The sequence below is a fragment of the Devosia albogilva genome (assembly GCF_042685625.1).
In the GTDB taxonomy this organism is placed as follows: domain Bacteria; phylum Pseudomonadota; class Alphaproteobacteria; order Rhizobiales; family Devosiaceae; genus Devosia; species Devosia albogilva.
On the sequence record NZ_JBHUNP010000001.1, the window covers coordinates 657,084 to 671,340 of the forward strand.

17 protein-coding genes are annotated in these 14,257 nt (G+C 66.1%); 13 read left to right on the forward strand and 4 right to left on the reverse strand.

The features are described 5' to 3' along the window. The first annotated feature begins 71 nt into the window (after positions 1 to 71). From greA to ACFSX5_RS03345, 4 genes are all read left to right on the forward strand, one after another. Positions 72 to 545 carry a transcription elongation factor GreA gene (gene greA, locus ACFSX5_RS03330; RefSeq protein WP_386831755.1) on the forward strand — a complete coding sequence of 158 codons (474 nt, stop codon included), beginning with the start codon at positions 72 to 74 and terminating at the stop codon, positions 543 to 545. A gap of 160 nt (positions 546 to 705) precedes the next feature. Beyond that, positions 706 to 1,656 (forward strand): thioredoxin-disulfide reductase, encoded by a 951-nt coding sequence (gene trxB, locus ACFSX5_RS03335; protein WP_386831757.1) that lies wholly within the window; start codon positions 706 to 708, stop codon positions 1,654 to 1,656. 36 nt (positions 1,657 to 1,692) lie between these two features. After that, a complete protein-coding gene (locus ACFSX5_RS03340; RefSeq protein ID WP_386831759.1) occupies positions 1,693 to 2,586 on the forward strand; it encodes a LysR family transcriptional regulator in 894 nt (297 codons plus the stop codon). Positions 2,587 to 2,718: 132 nt separating this feature from the next. Beyond that, positions 2,719 to 3,417, forward strand: coding sequence for an HAD family hydrolase (locus ACFSX5_RS03345; protein ID WP_386831761.1), 699 nt, complete (start codon positions 2,719 to 2,721; stop codon positions 3,415 to 3,417). 942 nt (positions 3,418 to 4,359) lie between these two features. Here the strand turns inward: ACFSX5_RS03345 and ACFSX5_RS03350 are convergent. The 3 genes from ACFSX5_RS03350 to ACFSX5_RS03360 all read right to left on the reverse strand — a co-directional run bounded on the left by ACFSX5_RS03350 (position 4,360) and on the right by ACFSX5_RS03360 (position 7,286). Then, complete coding sequence (locus ACFSX5_RS03350) at positions 4,360 to 4,866, reverse strand: 2'-5' RNA ligase family protein (protein ID WP_386831763.1); 507 nt, start codon at positions 4,864 to 4,866, stop codon at positions 4,360 to 4,362. A 1-nt stretch (position 4,867) separates the two neighbouring features. After that, positions 4,868 to 6,070, reverse strand: coding sequence for a pyridoxal phosphate-dependent aminotransferase (locus ACFSX5_RS03355; protein ID WP_386831765.1), 1,203 nt, complete (start codon positions 6,068 to 6,070; stop codon positions 4,868 to 4,870). A 145-nt stretch (positions 6,071 to 6,215) separates the two neighbouring features. Continuing rightward, positions 6,216 to 7,286 (reverse strand): LacI family DNA-binding transcriptional regulator, encoded by a 1,071-nt coding sequence (locus tag ACFSX5_RS03360; protein ID WP_386831767.1) that lies wholly within the window; start codon positions 7,284 to 7,286, stop codon positions 6,216 to 6,218. A gap of 128 nt (positions 7,287 to 7,414) precedes the next feature. Between ACFSX5_RS03360 and ACFSX5_RS03365 the strand changes: the two genes are divergently transcribed. The 7 genes from ACFSX5_RS03365 to ACFSX5_RS03395 all read left to right on the forward strand — a co-directional run bounded on the left by ACFSX5_RS03365 (position 7,415) and on the right by ACFSX5_RS03395 (position 12,442). Continuing rightward, on the forward strand, positions 7,415 to 7,594 hold the full coding sequence (locus tag ACFSX5_RS03365; RefSeq protein ID WP_386831769.1) for a hypothetical protein: 180 nt from the start codon (positions 7,415 to 7,417) through the stop codon (positions 7,592 to 7,594). Positions 7,595 to 7,806: 212 nt separating this feature from the next. Beyond that, entirely contained in the window at positions 7,807 to 8,097 is a 291-nt protein-coding gene (locus tag ACFSX5_RS03370) for a hypothetical protein (protein WP_386831771.1), read from the forward strand. A gap of 129 nt (positions 8,098 to 8,226) precedes the next feature. Further along, on the forward strand, positions 8,227 to 8,655 hold the full coding sequence (locus ACFSX5_RS03375) for a CBS domain-containing protein (RefSeq protein WP_386831773.1): 429 nt from the start codon (positions 8,227 to 8,229) through the stop codon (positions 8,653 to 8,655). Positions 8,656 to 8,664: 9 nt separating this feature from the next. Next, positions 8,665 to 9,300 carry a LysE family translocator gene (locus ACFSX5_RS03380; RefSeq protein ID WP_386831775.1) on the forward strand — a complete coding sequence of 212 codons (636 nt, stop codon included), beginning with the start codon at positions 8,665 to 8,667 and terminating at the stop codon, positions 9,298 to 9,300. A gap of 112 nt (positions 9,301 to 9,412) precedes the next feature. Then, a complete protein-coding gene (locus tag ACFSX5_RS03385) occupies positions 9,413 to 10,000 on the forward strand; it encodes a Spy/CpxP family protein refolding chaperone (RefSeq protein ID WP_386831777.1) in 588 nt (195 codons plus the stop codon). Between the two features lie 122 nt (positions 10,001 to 10,122). Continuing rightward, complete coding sequence (locus ACFSX5_RS03390) at positions 10,123 to 11,427, forward strand: aminotransferase class V-fold PLP-dependent enzyme (protein WP_386831778.1); 1,305 nt, start codon at positions 10,123 to 10,125, stop codon at positions 11,425 to 11,427. Positions 11,428 to 11,536: 109 nt separating this feature from the next. Beyond that, on the forward strand, positions 11,537 to 12,442 hold the full coding sequence (locus ACFSX5_RS03395) for a DMT family transporter (RefSeq protein WP_386831780.1): 906 nt from the start codon (positions 11,537 to 11,539) through the stop codon (positions 12,440 to 12,442). 69 nt (positions 12,443 to 12,511) lie between these two features. Here the strand turns inward: ACFSX5_RS03395 and ACFSX5_RS03400 are convergent, their stop codons facing one another. Beyond that, positions 12,512 to 12,901, reverse strand: coding sequence for a hypothetical protein (locus ACFSX5_RS03400; RefSeq protein ID WP_386831782.1), 390 nt, complete (start codon positions 12,899 to 12,901; stop codon positions 12,512 to 12,514). Positions 12,902 to 13,239: 338 nt separating this feature from the next. Between ACFSX5_RS03400 and ACFSX5_RS03405 the strand changes: the two genes are divergently transcribed. Continuing rightward, positions 13,240 to 13,833, forward strand: coding sequence for a thymidine kinase (locus ACFSX5_RS03405; RefSeq protein WP_386831784.1), 594 nt, complete (start codon positions 13,240 to 13,242; stop codon positions 13,831 to 13,833). 3 nt (positions 13,834 to 13,836) lie between these two features. Beyond that, complete coding sequence (locus ACFSX5_RS03410; protein WP_386831786.1) at positions 13,837 to 14,235, forward strand: acyl-CoA thioesterase; 399 nt, start codon at positions 13,837 to 13,839, stop codon at positions 14,233 to 14,235. The last annotated feature ends 22 nt before the right edge of the window (positions 14,236 to 14,257 follow it).

The following is a 14,257-nucleotide window of genomic DNA, read 5'->3' on the forward strand; positions in this document are numbered from 1 at the left end:
CGTGACGCTGATGCCGAACGTGTTTGGCGAGGAGATGCTATGTATTTTGCCGGCCCTGGGAGGGCAGACGAATGGACAAGATCCCCATGACGGTCCAGGGCCACAAGGCCCTCACCGAGGAATTCGAGCATCGCACCAGCAATGAGCGCCGTCGCATCATCGACGCCATCGCCGAAGCGCGCGCTCATGGCGATCTTTCCGAGAACGCCGAGTACTCGGCCGCCAAGGAGCAGCAGAGCCTCAACGAAGGTCGGATCAAGGAGCTCGAGACCATTCTCGCGCTTGCCGACATCATCGACGTCACCAAGCTGTCGAGCGATACCGTGACGTTCGGCGCTACCGTGACGTTCCTCGACGAGGACACCGAGGAAGAAAAGACCTACCAGGTCGTGGGCGACCCGGAGGCCGACGCTTCGGCCGGCCGCATCTCCATCTCGTCCCCGATTGCCCGCGCCATGATCGGCAAGGCGGTCGGCGATTCGTTCGAGGTTGCCGCTCCCGGTGGTGCCCGCAGCTACGAAATCCTCAAGATACGGTATGTCTGACGCCCAAACTTTGGGCAAATGCCCGATCCGGGTGTGACATTTCCGTTTGTTCCACAGCCCGCTGGCCATTCGCTGGCGGGTTTACCTTGAAAGAAGCCGTGGTCGCCCCTTAACTAGCGTTAGAGGGAGAGCTTCTGCCTTTTTGTCGGAGAGCGTCGCGATGCACGCGAAAGTCATCATCATCGGGTCCGGGCCTGCCGGCTACACGGCTGCCATCTACGCGGCGCGCGCCATGCTGGAGCCGGTGATGATCCAGGGCCTGCAGCCCGGCGGTCAGCTGACCATCACCACCGATGTGGAGAACTATCCCGGTTTCGCTGACGTCATCCAGGGCCCCTGGCTCATGGAGCAGATGAAGGCGCAGGCCGAGCATGTCGGCACCCGGATCGTCAACGACATCATCGTCTCCGTCGATTTCGATCGTCGACCCTTCGTGCTGACCGGCGACAGCGGCGACACCTACACCGCCGACAGCGTCATCATCGCCACCGGCGCCCAGGCCAAGTGGCTGGGCCTGCCCTCCGAGTCCAAATTCCAGGGTTTTGGCGTCTCCGCCTGCGCCACCTGCGACGGCTTCTTCTACCGCGGCAAGCAGGTGCTGGTCGTCGGCGGCGGCAATACCGCGGTCGAGGAAGCGCTGTTCCTCACCAATTTCGCCGAGAAGGTGATCCTGGTCCACCGCCGCAACGAGTTCCGCGCCGAGCGCATCCTGCAGGAGCGTCTGTTCAAGAATCCCAAGATCGAAGTGCGCTGGAACACGGAGGTCGAGGAGATCGGCGGTGCCCCCATGCCGCCCTCGGTGAACTCGGTCACCCTGCGCGACGTCACCACCGGACGCACCTATGAGCAGCCGATCGACGGCGTCTTCGTTGCCATCGGCCACGCCCCCTCCACCTCGATCTTCGCCGGCAAGCTCGACATGAAGCCCGGCGGGTACCTGCAGGTGAAGCCCGGCACCACCGAAACCAACGTCCCGGGCGTCTTCGCCGCGGGCGACGTCACCGACGACGTCTATCGTCAGGCGATCACCGCTGCGGGCATGGGCTGCATGGCTGCGCTCGAGGCGGAACGGTTCCTGGCCGAACACGAACTGGCAGAAGCGGCGGAGTAGGACCGCTCAACACCCCAACCAAAGGCGTCACAAGAAATGCTCGACTGGGACAAGCTGAGGATCTTCCACACGGCCGCAGAGTCGGGCAGCTTCACGCATGCCGCCGAGAAATTGGGTATGAGCCAGTCGGCCGTGTCCCGCCAGATCTCGGCGCTTGAGGACGATCTCGGGCTCAAGCTCTTCATCCGCCACGCCCGCGGACTGGTTCTCACCGAAGTCGGCGAGCAGCTGTTCCGCACCGCGCACCGCATGCACTGGGAGCTGCAGCAGGTCGAGACGCAGATGTCGGAGTCCCAGGACGTTCCGACCGGTCCGCTGATCGTCACCACCACCGTGGGTATCGGTTCCACCTGGCTCAGTTCGCGGCTTGACGAGTTCCTCAAGCTCTACCCGCTGATCCAGCTCGAAATCCGCCTGAACGACGCCGAACTCGACCTCGCCATGCGCGAGGCCGACGTCGCCATCCGCCTGCACCGTCCCAACCAGTCGGAAATGATCCAGCGCAAGCTGTTCACGGTGCACAACCACTTCTATGCCTCCAACTCCTACATCGAGGAGCATGGGACGCCCTCTTCACCCGAGGACCTCGACAACCACCGCATCATCAGCTTCGGCGAGCCGGTGCCGTCCTATCTGGGTGACATCAACTACCTCGAGCGCATGGGCCGCTCCGACTCGAGCCCCCGCCGCGCCGTGCTCAAGGTGAACGCAATCTACGGCATGATGCAGGCCTGCCGCGCCGGCATCGGCATCGCCATGCTCCCCGCCTATGTCACCGAGAAGGAAGACGGGCTCGTCCAGGTGCTCCCGGAGATAGAACTGCCGGCCTACGAGGCCTATTTCGTCTACCCGCCTGCCCTCAAGAACTCCAAGCGCGTCGGCGTCTTCCGCGACTTCCTGGTCGGCAAAGCTCGCGAGTGGAGCTTCTAGACCTCGACCTCCCAATGCACCCGGAGCGATCCCCTCTCCCCTCCGGGGAGAGGGCTAGGGTGAGGGGTGCCGCCGCATACGCAGCGGCTCACGGTCCTTCTCGATAGCCCGCTGACACCGGAGCACCAGACCATGCCCCGCATCACCACCATCGCCTTCGATGCCGATGACACCCTCTGGCAGAACGAACAGTTCTTCCGCATCACCGAGGACCGCTTCGTCGCGCTGCTCGCCGGCTACACCGATGCACCCGATCTGCGCCAGCGCCTGATCGCGTCCGTGACGCGCAACCTCGATTTCTACGGCTTCGGCAGCAAGGGCTTCGCCCTGTCCATGATCGAGACTGCTCTGGAGGTCACCGAGCACCGGGTTCCCGCCTCGGTGATTGCCGAGCTTCTCGCCGCAGGCCGGGAGCTCCTCACCTATCCCATCGAGACCCTGCCACATGTCGACGCTGCCCTTGCCGCGCTCGAACCGGACTATCGCTTGATCCTCGTCACCAAAGGCGACGTCTTCGACCAAGAGCGCAAGCTCGCCGCCTCCGGCCTCGCCGACTACTTCGCCGCCGTCGAGATCGTCTCTGACAAGTCGCCAGCCACCTATGCGCGCATCTTCGAGCGGCACACCGGAGGCGCGGCGCACACCGCCATGGTCGGCAACTCGCTACGCTCCGACATCATACCCGGCCTCGACGCCGGCGCCGCCGCCATTTATGTCCCCCACGAACTTACCTGGGCTTGGGAGCAGGCCGAGGAGCCGGCCCACCCGCGCTATGCTCGGATCGCGCATCTGGGCGAGCTGCCTGCCGCTCTGCAGCAGCTATCAGCCTGAAGCCGCTGCCGCTTCTGCATGCGGCTGGTGCATGGCGAATATGCAGCCTGCCCGGTTGTTGAGCAGTCACATGCACCCTATATCGCACGCAGCTCGGCGGCGCGCTTCCTCCTCCCTTGTCGCGTCGCTGCGTTCCCTCCCTTGTGGAACCCATGGTTCTACATTCCCTTCAGCCCCGCTCTTCCGAGTGGGGCTTTTTTTCGCGCCGGTCTGGACCTGCGGGAAACGCATGGCTGACATGTCAGACACCTTATTGTCGACCGGCCCGCTAGGGTTCATATGTCCTCTCGTCGCTGCAGCGTTTCCGAACCTCCTCCTCCCTCGGTCTCGTCTCGCGACACCCGGACTGCATTGAGATCTCCTCCCTCGATCGGTCCATCGGCAGAGCGCATCCTCCTCCTGCTCTCTGCCCCCAACTAAAAGGCCCTGTCTCCCGACAGGGCCTTTTCTTTTGCGCCGAGGGCTGCGGCTGACAGATTGTCGCTGTCCGCAGCGCATGGCTGGCATGTACGCAACCGCATTGCTGACCAGACGGTCAAAATCTATATCTCTCCTTGTCGCTGGAACGCCGCTCCGTTTCCTCCTCCCTCGGACCCGCGTGAGGCGACACCGAACCGAAGCCGTATCCTCCTCCCTCGGCCTAGGTTCACCGGCCCGGTGCAATCCTCCTCCCTGCACTTGGGCCTCACTTTCGATTTGGCTTCGGCCCTATCATAAGGCTCCAACTTCGGTTGGAGCCTCTTTTTTTGCCCGCACGCATGAATCTGCATGGCAGCTTTTCCCAAAGCGCGTTTGCGCGCCGGCAAACGGCATTGAATACTCCCGCTCGACCGATCGGCGGCCTTTCGTGGTGGAGGCCGCCCCTCCAAGGTCAGAAGCTCCGGCATTTGACCCTTAGGCCCCGCCCATCCCCTCGGGCGGGGCCTTCTTTTTTTCTTGGGTTCAGTTGAGGTGGTCGCGGAGCAGAACCCTCACCGGAGGGAACTCCACAAACTCAGCAGCCATGAAGCGCGCCGTCTGCGGCCCGTACCAGGCATCATGCACCCACTTCAGCACCCGATCGCCGGCTCCACTGGTGTGCATCGTCAGATGCGGGGTCCATGCACCTGCCCGGTAATGCTGTCGGATTGAGGTCTCGGGGAAGCACTCTGCCACCTGCCCGTGCAGGCTGAACAAGACCTCGCCGCCATCGACGGCCAGCCATACGATATCCGTGTCGTCGAACCGGCGCGCCTCGCCCACCACGCACTCGAGCGACTTCAGCTTTGCTCTTGCCAGCGCGAGCGACGCAGCATCGGGAGCGGCGTCCAGCACAACCAGTGTGACATGCGGTGCATATCCGAGGTCCAGCATGTCGCGACTGACGTTCTCTTCCGCCATCTTGCGCCACAGTTCCGCGACGTTCCGTTCGGCGACATCGTCGATCCGCAGGCACAGGGCGAAGGGCACGTCAGGCCACGCCGCTGCAGAACTGCTGAGTCTTGCGCACCGCCGCTTCGAGCTCGGCATTGCTGGCGGCATAGCTCAGCCGGAAATGGCCGGCGAGCCCGAAGGCGCTGCCATGCACCAGCGCCACCCCGGTTTCCTCCAGCAGGCCAAGCACGAAGTCCTCGTCGGTGATCAGCTTGCGTCCACCGGCGCTGGTCTTGCCCAGCAGCGCCGCACAGGACGGGAACACATAGAATGCCCCCTCCGGCGTCAGGCACTCGACTCCCGCGGCGGCATTGAGCCCCGCCACCACGAGGTCGCGCCGCCCCTGGAACGTCCGGCGCCAGTCGGCGAGGAAGTCCTGCGGCCCGTTCAGCGCCGCCACGGCAGCCCATTGCGAGATCGAGGTCGGGTTGGTCGTCGACTGGCTCTGCAGCTTCAGCATCGCCCCGAGCAGCGGCCGCGGTCCGGTGCAGTAGCCGATGCGCCAGCCGGTCATGGCGTGCGACTTCGACACCCCGTTCATGGTCAGTGTCCGCGGCTGCAGCGCCGGTTCCACCTGGGCAATGGTCGCGAAGCTGCCGCCGTCATAGACCAGCACTTCATAGATATCGTCGGTGAGGATGTGCACGTGCTCGTGCCGCACCAGCACCTCCGCCAGTCCCTTGAGCTCCGCGGCGGTATAGGCGGCCCCGCTCGGGTTGGACGGCGTGTTGAGGATCAGCCACTTGGTCCGCGGGCTGATCGCCGCTTCCAGCGCCTCGGGTGTCAGCTTGAAGCCGGTCGAAGCATCCGCCACCGCCAGCACCGGCTCGGCGCCGCACAGCCGCACGATTTCGGGGTAGCTCACCCAATAGGGCACCGGCACCACCACCTCGTCGCCGGGGTTCAGCGTCGCCATCAGGGCGTTGAAGATAATCTGCTTGCCGCCCGACGACACGAAGCAGTCGGCGGCCGTTACGTCCAGCCCGTTGTCGCGCCGGAACTTCGCCGCCACCGCTTCCTTGAGCTCGAGAATGCCATCGACATTGGTGTAGCGCGTCTTCCCGCCATGGATGGCGGCGATCGCCGCTTCGCGCACATGCTCGGGCGTGTCGAAATCCGGCTCGCCGGCGGAGAGCGCGATCACCTCGCGTCCCTCGGCCGCCATGGTGCGCGCCTTCTGTGAAATCGCCACCGTCGCCGACGGCGCCACCCGCCCCAAAGCCTCCGACAAGAACCCCATCGCATCCTCCCGCATTGCCGCCGGAGCGATACTGGCACTTCCCGCCGCCTGCAACCTCAGAGTGGGGCCTCTTCTCGCACTCCGACGCGACTCCCTTCGCCCCTCCGGGGAGAGGGGCCGGGGGTGAGGGGCTCTTCCCGAGCCCCTATTGCGGTACCGCCGTCGTCTCCCGCACCACCAGCTTCGGCGTCAGCAGGTAGCGCCCTTCCACCTGCACTCCACCGAGCGCTGCATCCACCGCCCGCCGCGCGATCTCCGCCATCGGCTGCTCCACCGTGGTCAGCTTCGGCGTCGAGACTGCCGATTCCGGCACGCCGTCGAAGCCCACCACCGACACATCCCCCGGCACCGTCCGCCCATTGCGAAACAGCCAGTCGATCGCCTGCATCGCCACCCGATCCGACATCGCGAGGATCGCCGTCGGCGTTCCCGGCCCGCTGAACAACCCCTCCATCGCCGCCGCGATCGTCGCCGAGGCAGCCTGCGTCTCGAACACCGGCACCGTCTCGCGCCCGATCCCCGCCGCTTCCAGCGCCTGCCAATAACCATGGGCACGATCCCGCGACGTCGAATAGAGCGCCGCCTCGATCTCCGCCGGCGTCACCCGCCCGGCATGCTTGGGGCTGAGTTCCGTCGACAGGATCCCGAAGCGGCGGTGTCCGAGCTCGATCAGGTGCTCCGCCGCCAGCCGGGCGCCGAGGACGTTGTCGACCCCAATGGCCGGCACCGTCGTGTCGCCCGCCCCGATCGCCAGCGCCACATAGGGGAGCTTGCGCGCCCGGGTCACTTCCACCAGGCGCTCCCCGCCTTCGACGCACAGCAGGATGAATCCGTCCACCACCGCCGACTGGATGTTCCAGTCGACCCGCTCTTCGCTGAGCGCCGACACCAGCGCCACCCCGGCCCCCTGCGCGTCGCAGATGTCCGAGATATGCTTGAGCAGGTCGCGCGCCCACAGATCCTCGAAAAAGTAGCTCAGCGGCTCGATGGCGGCGACGCCGACCGCGTTCACCCGGCCCGCCCGCAACAGCCGCCCCGCAACGCTCGGCCCGCCATAGCCGAGCTTCTCCGCCACGGCCAGCACCCGTTCGCGCACCTCCTCGCGCACCAGCTCCGGCTTGTTGAACACGTTCGATGCCGTGCCCTGCGACACCCCCGCCTCGCGGGCGACGTCGCGAAGCTTCACCCCGTCTTCGGCTGCAACTTTTCTGGCCATTCCAGGAGGATAGCAGAATCGTTGTATCGGTTCAAATTCTGCTTGACCGAGGCTAACTGAGAGCGCATATTTGAACCGGTTCAAGCGCCAGTTCGTTACCAGATTGAACCGATTCAAGGAGAGCATCCATGATCCCCGCCAGCTATGTCTTCAAGGGCTACTACCACGATCACTGGGAAGAGCCGGCTGCCATTCACCAGACTCGCACCGGCACCTCCGGCCGCAGGGGCGGCACGCTGATCCCCCACACCTGGTTCAGCCGCCCCCGCCTGACCGGCCCCCGCCCCGCCAGCCTCATCCACACCTGAGCGCCTCCGCTTGCTTGCCCTGCCAGAAGCACCGGTCCTTCGCCTCCCCTCCCCCTCTCAAGGGGAGGGTGCGGGTGGGGGGGGGTTATCAGCCTCTCGGATGCCGATGACCTGCCCGCCTCCGCCACAAAATTGCCCCACCATCAACCCACTGCCGGCCCATTCCACGCGCTCTATGATCGTCATCGCCACTGGTCAGGCACGACGATCCCATGCCCAAGTCTTCTTCTCCGCACCGCTTCCGCATCCGCCTCTATGCAGTCCTTTCGGGGCTGGTAGCCACGGTCGGTGCTGCGGCGGCCCTGTTTGCCGGGGTCACCCCGGCAGCGGCGGCGAACCTGGCCAGCCAACCGGACACGCAGATTGCCGTGTTCATGGTGCCGCTCACTCTGTTGGTGGTGGCGATCCTTTGCGAGGTGTCGCGCTTTGCCTGGCGCGGCCCCTTGCCGGCCGAGCTTCCTCGGCCATCCTCCCGGCGCCCTCTTTCCTCCCGAGAGGGTTAGCCAGGGAGTTCTTAGGCTCCTGACGACAACTCGGCCGGCGCAAGCCGGCCGTTTTCTTGTTCGCCTTCCGGCTGATTGCCCTTGTCGTCGCAGAGGTTCACACTCCTCCCTCGCAAGGAGGAACTGACCATGCTTGTCGAGACCATCCTCAAGTCCAAGGGCACTCTGGTTCACACCCTGCCCGAAACCGCCACCCTCGCCGAGGCCGTGGCCCTGCTCAACCAGCACAATATCGGGGCCGTAGTCGTCACCTCCGCTGATGGCGAGGTCACCGGCATCCTCTCCGAACGCGACGTCGTTCGCCGCCTCGGCACCGATCCTGCCGCAACCCTGTCGCTCCGCGTCGCCGACTGCATGAGCCGCGCCGTCGTGACCACCGGGCGCACCGCCCCGATCTCGGACATCATGGAAACCATGACCCGCCGCCGCATCCGCCATGTTCCGGTCGTGGAAGATGGTGAACTCGTGGGCATCGTCTCCATCGGCGACGTTGTGAAGCTCAAGATCGAAGAGGTCGAGCACGAGGCCGAAGAACTGCGCAGCTACATCGCCTCCTGAGACCCAACCATGCTCCACGCCTTCTTCCTCGCCTGGCTCGGCGTCGTCGCCGCCCAGGCCTCCCCCGGCCCGAACATGTTCGCGGTGGCCGAGACCGCCCTTGGCCGCGGGCGCGGCCGGGCCCTGCTGGTCGTCAGCGGCATCGCCTCCGGCACCCTGGTCTGGGCGCTGCTGACCGCGCTCGGGCTCGGGGCGCTCTTCGCCGCGGTTCCGGCGTTCCTGGTTCTGCTGAAGTTCGTCGGCGGGCTGTACCTGCTCTATATCGGCGTCCGCGGCCTCATCGGTGCCGCCCGCGGGCTTGATCCCCGCCTGCTCGCCCGCGCGGCGCCCCTGTCCGCCTTCGCCGCCTGGCGCCGCGGCTTCCTCGTGGTCATGACCAATCCCAAGGCGGCCCTGATGTGGATCGCCATTGCCACCTTCCTGTTCGGCAGCGGCCTCGGCAATGGTCACGTCCTTGCCTTCGGTCCGGTGGTCGCCGTGTCGGCCCTGGTGATCTATGGCGGCTACGGGCTGCTGTTCTCCACCCCGCTCGCCACCCGCGCCTACAACCGCTTCTGGCGCTGGATCGGCGCTGCCTTCGGTGCCGCCTTCAGCGGGCTCGGCCTCACCCTGCTGACCTCCGGGCTTCGCGACCTCAGGCCTTGAACCTTACCAACCTTGCGAAGCTTTCATCGCCTCGCAAGGACGTGAACAGCTTGGCTCACCTACTTTCCTCGCATGCCGGTACCTCCCCGGCACCCATGCAGAGGAACACGCCATGAAGACGCTCCATTCGACGGCCCTGATCGCCCTCCTCACCGCCACCATCGGCCTTTCCGCCGCGGCACCTGCCTTCGCGCAGGGACCGATGGACGGCCCCGTGCAGATCCATCGCCACCATGCCGGCCCCGGCCCCATGCATGGCGGCCCCGGCTTCGGCCCGCGCGGGTTCGGCGGCGGCTTCTTCGGCTTCGGCGCCGGCGCCGAAGCGGTGGAGGTTGCCCTTGTCCGCCTCAGCCACCGGGTGGACCTCACCGCCGAGCAGCAGCCGCTCTTCGACGCCTTCCGCGAGGCTGCCCTTGCCGCCGCCACGGAGCTGGAGGCCACGGTCGAAGGCCTCAAGCCGGCGAACAACGACGAAGACCTCGACATCGCCGGCCGCTTCTCCGATCGCCTCGCCATCGAGCGCGCCCGCCTCGAGGCCATGGAAGCCGTCGAGCCTAGCCTCACCGCCTTCTTCGACAGCCTCACCGACGAACAGCTCGATACCCTGAAGCCCCGCCGAGAGGGGCGCCCCCACTTCCGCCTCTTCGGCCCCGGCAAGACCAACGCCGAAGAAGCGCCCGAGCCGACGACCGAAGGCTGACACCGGCCTCACCCGTGATCCCTCCTCCCAAGGGAGGGAGACGATGAACACGGGCATCTCACCCTTCGCCTCCCTCCCCTCGATGGGGAGGGACCGAGGGTGGGGTGGGGCCACGAGCACAGTTGGAAAGCACCACCCTTCCCAAGCTCGCGACCATCCACTACCACTGGGTCCGGACCAAACCTCCGGACCCGACCATGACCAGCCTGCCGCTCGACCCGGCGCGCATCCGCGCGTTCTTCCCCGCCTTCGCCGAACCGAGCCTCCAGGGTCAGGCCTTTTTCGAGAATGCCGGCGGTTCCTACACCGCCCAGCCGGTCCTCGACCGGCTCGAGCGCTACTATCGCGCCACCAAGGTCCAGCCCTACGGCGTCTATGCCGCGTCCGCCGAAGCCGGCGGAGCGATGGACCTCGCCTTCACCCGCATGGCCCAGGCGCTCAACGTCTCCCCCGACTGGATCCAGTTCGGCCCCTCCTCCTCCGCCAACACCTATGTGCTCGGCAACGCCTTCGCCGGCTGGCTGAAGCCGGGCGACGCCATTGTCGTCACCGATCAGGACCACGAAGCCAATGGCGGTGCCTGGCGCCGGCTCGAGCTCCAGGGCGTCGAAGTGCGCGAGTGGAAGGTCGACCCCGAAACCGGCCGCCTCGCCCTCGCCGATCTCGAGCGTCTCCTCGACAGCAAGATACGGCTCGTCAGCGCCCCGCATTGCTCAAATATTGCCGGCGAGATCAATCCCGTCGCCGACATTGTCGCCCGCGCCCACGCCGTCGGTGCCGTCACCGCAATCGACGGCGTGAGCTACACGTCCCACGGCCTACCCGACCTCGCCGCGCTCGGCGCCGATATCTATTTCTTCTCGACCTACAAGGTGTATGGCCCGCATCAGGGCGTTCTCGCCATCCGCCCCGAACTCGCGGCCGAACTCCCCAACCAGGGCCACTTCTTCAACGACAAGAAGCCCCGCTACCGCCTGACGCCCGCCGGCCCCGACCACGCCCAGATCGCCGCCGCCGCCGGCGTTGTCGACTACCTCGAAGCCGTGGCCGCCCTGGCTCCCGCTGACCTCCCCGGCGCCGACCCCTTCCGCCGTGCCCATGCCGCCATGCGCGCCCAGGAGATCGCGCTGGCGACGCCCCTGCTCGACTACCTGCGCCGCCGCAACGACATCCGCCTGATCGGTCCCGACGACCCGGAAAAGCGTGCTCCCACCATCGCCATCGCCCATCGCGATCCTGGCGCCGAAGTCGCCAAACGGTTATCCCGCCACGGCATCATGGCCGGCGGCGGTCATTTCTACGCCTGGCGCCTGCTTGAAGCCGTCGGCATCGACCCCAATCACGGCGTCCTCCGCCTCTCCTTCGTCCACTACACCACGCCCGAAGAAATCCAGCAGCTCATCGCCGCCCTCGACGCCGAGCTCTAGAGCTTGCACGACCCTGCCCCCACACCGACGCCCCCCTTCTCCCCTTGCGGGAGAAGGTGCCCCGAAGGGGCGGATGAGGGGTTTGCCTCCACACCCACCTGAACCCTCCATGCCCCGCCCCCTCGCGACCCTGCTCCTCATCATCTGCACCGCACTCTGGGGCTTCGCCTTCATCGCCCAGAAGACGGCCATGGACTCGATGGGCCCGCTCACCTTTGCCGGCACGCGCTACCTGCTCGGCGGCTTGCTGGTGCTGCCCCTCGCCCTGTGGGAATACCGCCGCCGCAAGCGCGCCTTCACCCGCGCCGACCTCCTCGCCACCGCCGTCATGTGCCTCGCCTTCTTCGGCGGCTCCTGGCTGCAGCAGGCAGGTCTCGCAACCACCACCGTCACCAATGGCGGCTTTCTCACCGGCCTCTACGTCTTCTTCGTCCCCGTGGTCGGCTGGCTCCTGTTCCGCGTCCTGCCCCACCCTGCGGTGTGGCTCGCCGTCCCCGCCGCACTCGTCGGCATCTACCTGCTCAATGGCGGCCAGCTCGAAAGCTTCACGGTCGGCGACGTGATGATCATCATCAGCGCTGTGTTCTGGGGCTTCCACGTCACCCTGCTCGGCCATCTTGCCCGCACCACCGGCCTGCCGATCACCGTCTCTGCCGCAAGCTTCCTCGTCGCCGGCATTCTCGCCACCGTCATAGCGCTGCCCACCGAAGCGCCGACGCTCTCAGGCATCAGCGCCGGTTGGCTCGAGATTCTCTATGCCGGCGTTCTGTCCACCGCTGTCGGCTTCACCCTGCAGGCCGTTGGCCAGCAATACGTGCCGCCCGCCAACGCTGCGGTCATCCTCTCGGCAGAATCGCTATTCGCCGCCCTCGGCGGCGCCTCGCTGCTCGGCGAACGCCTGCCGCCGGTCGGCTATCTTGGCGCCGCGCTGATCTTCCTCGCCATCGTCACCGCCGAAGGCCTGCCGCCTTTGCTCGAACGCCGCCGCCAGCACGCGATCAAGCCGACGAACTGAGACGGTGCAACCCACAAGGTCATCCCCGCGAAGGCGGGGATCCACCCTGCAGGCATAGCAGCGGTATCCCTACTGCGCGTACCGATACATCTGATACGTCTTGCAGATCACCAGCAGCACGCAGCCCTTGAGCGTGATCTGGTTCTCGCTCACCTGGGTGATCGTCCCTTCCGCCCGGTGGCCGTAAAGGTTCAGCGTCCCCTTCCAGCGGTTGGGTCCGATCTGCGGCGCATGGTCGATGACCATGGTGTTCATGTAGGGCAGGTTCTCGGCATTGTCGGCACCATTGCCGAGCCAGATCAGTTCACCGCACAACTGCGTGCCGTCGCCGCACAGTGTGACGTTGTAGCGGGAATCGCGCATTTCGATCTCCCACACGCCCACCGGCGAGGCCGCAACCGGCGCCACCGCGCTCATCCCCAACGCCAGCGCCAGCGCCATCCGCAAGATTTTCGTCATCAAGGTCTCCAGATTTCCGGACCGCACAGTGCCCGCTCCAAGCTGAACTGCGGCTGAACGGTTCCCGTCATCGCAACGTCACATCCCATCCATAGCCTTGCCGTGTTCCGTTCATCCCCTGTTGCGGAACCCGGCCCCGCGAACCCTCGCCGCGCCGGTGGGAGCACCCGGCCCACGGCCCGGTCTCCGTCGACCCCCAAGGCACTTGCCGCCCAGTTTTTCGGGCGGCATCTTTTTGTCTCAAGCGGGCGACGGCGTCTTTTTTGTGGAGCACCGCCTTTCCCGCTCGCCCGCGGCGCAGCTCTCCGCCACAACAGCCGCAACGACGGAGCCTCACGGTGGCCAAGCTCTATTTTTCCTATGCGGCGATGAATGCGGGCAAGTCCACGCTCCTGCTTCAGGCCGCCTACAACTATCGAGAGCGCGGCATGCGGCCGCTGCTCTACACCTCGGCCCTCTATGTCACCGACGGAATCGGACTCATCTCCTCGCGGATCGGCATCTCCGAGCCGGCCGAGCTCTATTCCGCCGACACAGACCTCTACATCTCCGTCCGCGACCACATCGAAGAAGCCAAGGTCGATTGCGTCCTCGTCGATGAAGCGCAGTTCCTCGCCCCCGATCAGGTCTGGCAGCTCGCCCGCGTCGCCGACCGCCTCAAAGTGCCGGTGATGTGCTTCGGCCTGCGCACCGATTTCCAGGGCCAGCTCTTCCCCGGCTCCCGCGAACTGCTCGCCATCGCCGACTCCCTGCGCGAAATCCGCACCATTTGCGAGTGCGGCGCCAAGGCCACCATGGTCGTCCGCCAGGACAGCGAAGGCCGTGTCCTCACCGAGGGCGATCAGGTCGCCATCGAAAAATCGGTCTATATCTCCCTCTGCCGCCGGCACTGGGAAGAAGCGGTGGGCCGTTGGCCCGTGAAGGGCCCCTGAACCATGGATCAATCAACCACCGAACCCACCGGCACCCTCACCATCCGCACCCTGGCTATGCCGGCCGACACCAACCCCGCCGGCGACATCTTCGGCGGCTGGGTGATGAGCCAGATGGATATCGCCGGCGCTATTGCTGCCGTCGAGCGCGTTCAGGGCCGCGTCGTCACCGTCGCCGTCGAAGCCATGACCTTCATCGCTCCGGTCAAGGTCGGTGACATCCTCTGCGTCTACACCGCCATCGAACGCATCGGCACCACCTCGATCACCGTCGCCATCGAAGCCTGGGTCCGCCGCGGCCGTCTCGACGACCGCGTCAAGGTCACCCAGGCCCGCTACGTCTACGTCGCCCTCGACGAACACGGCCGCAAGCGCGCAATCAACTCCGCCGCCCCGCCCTGATCCGGCTGAACGGTTCCGTTCA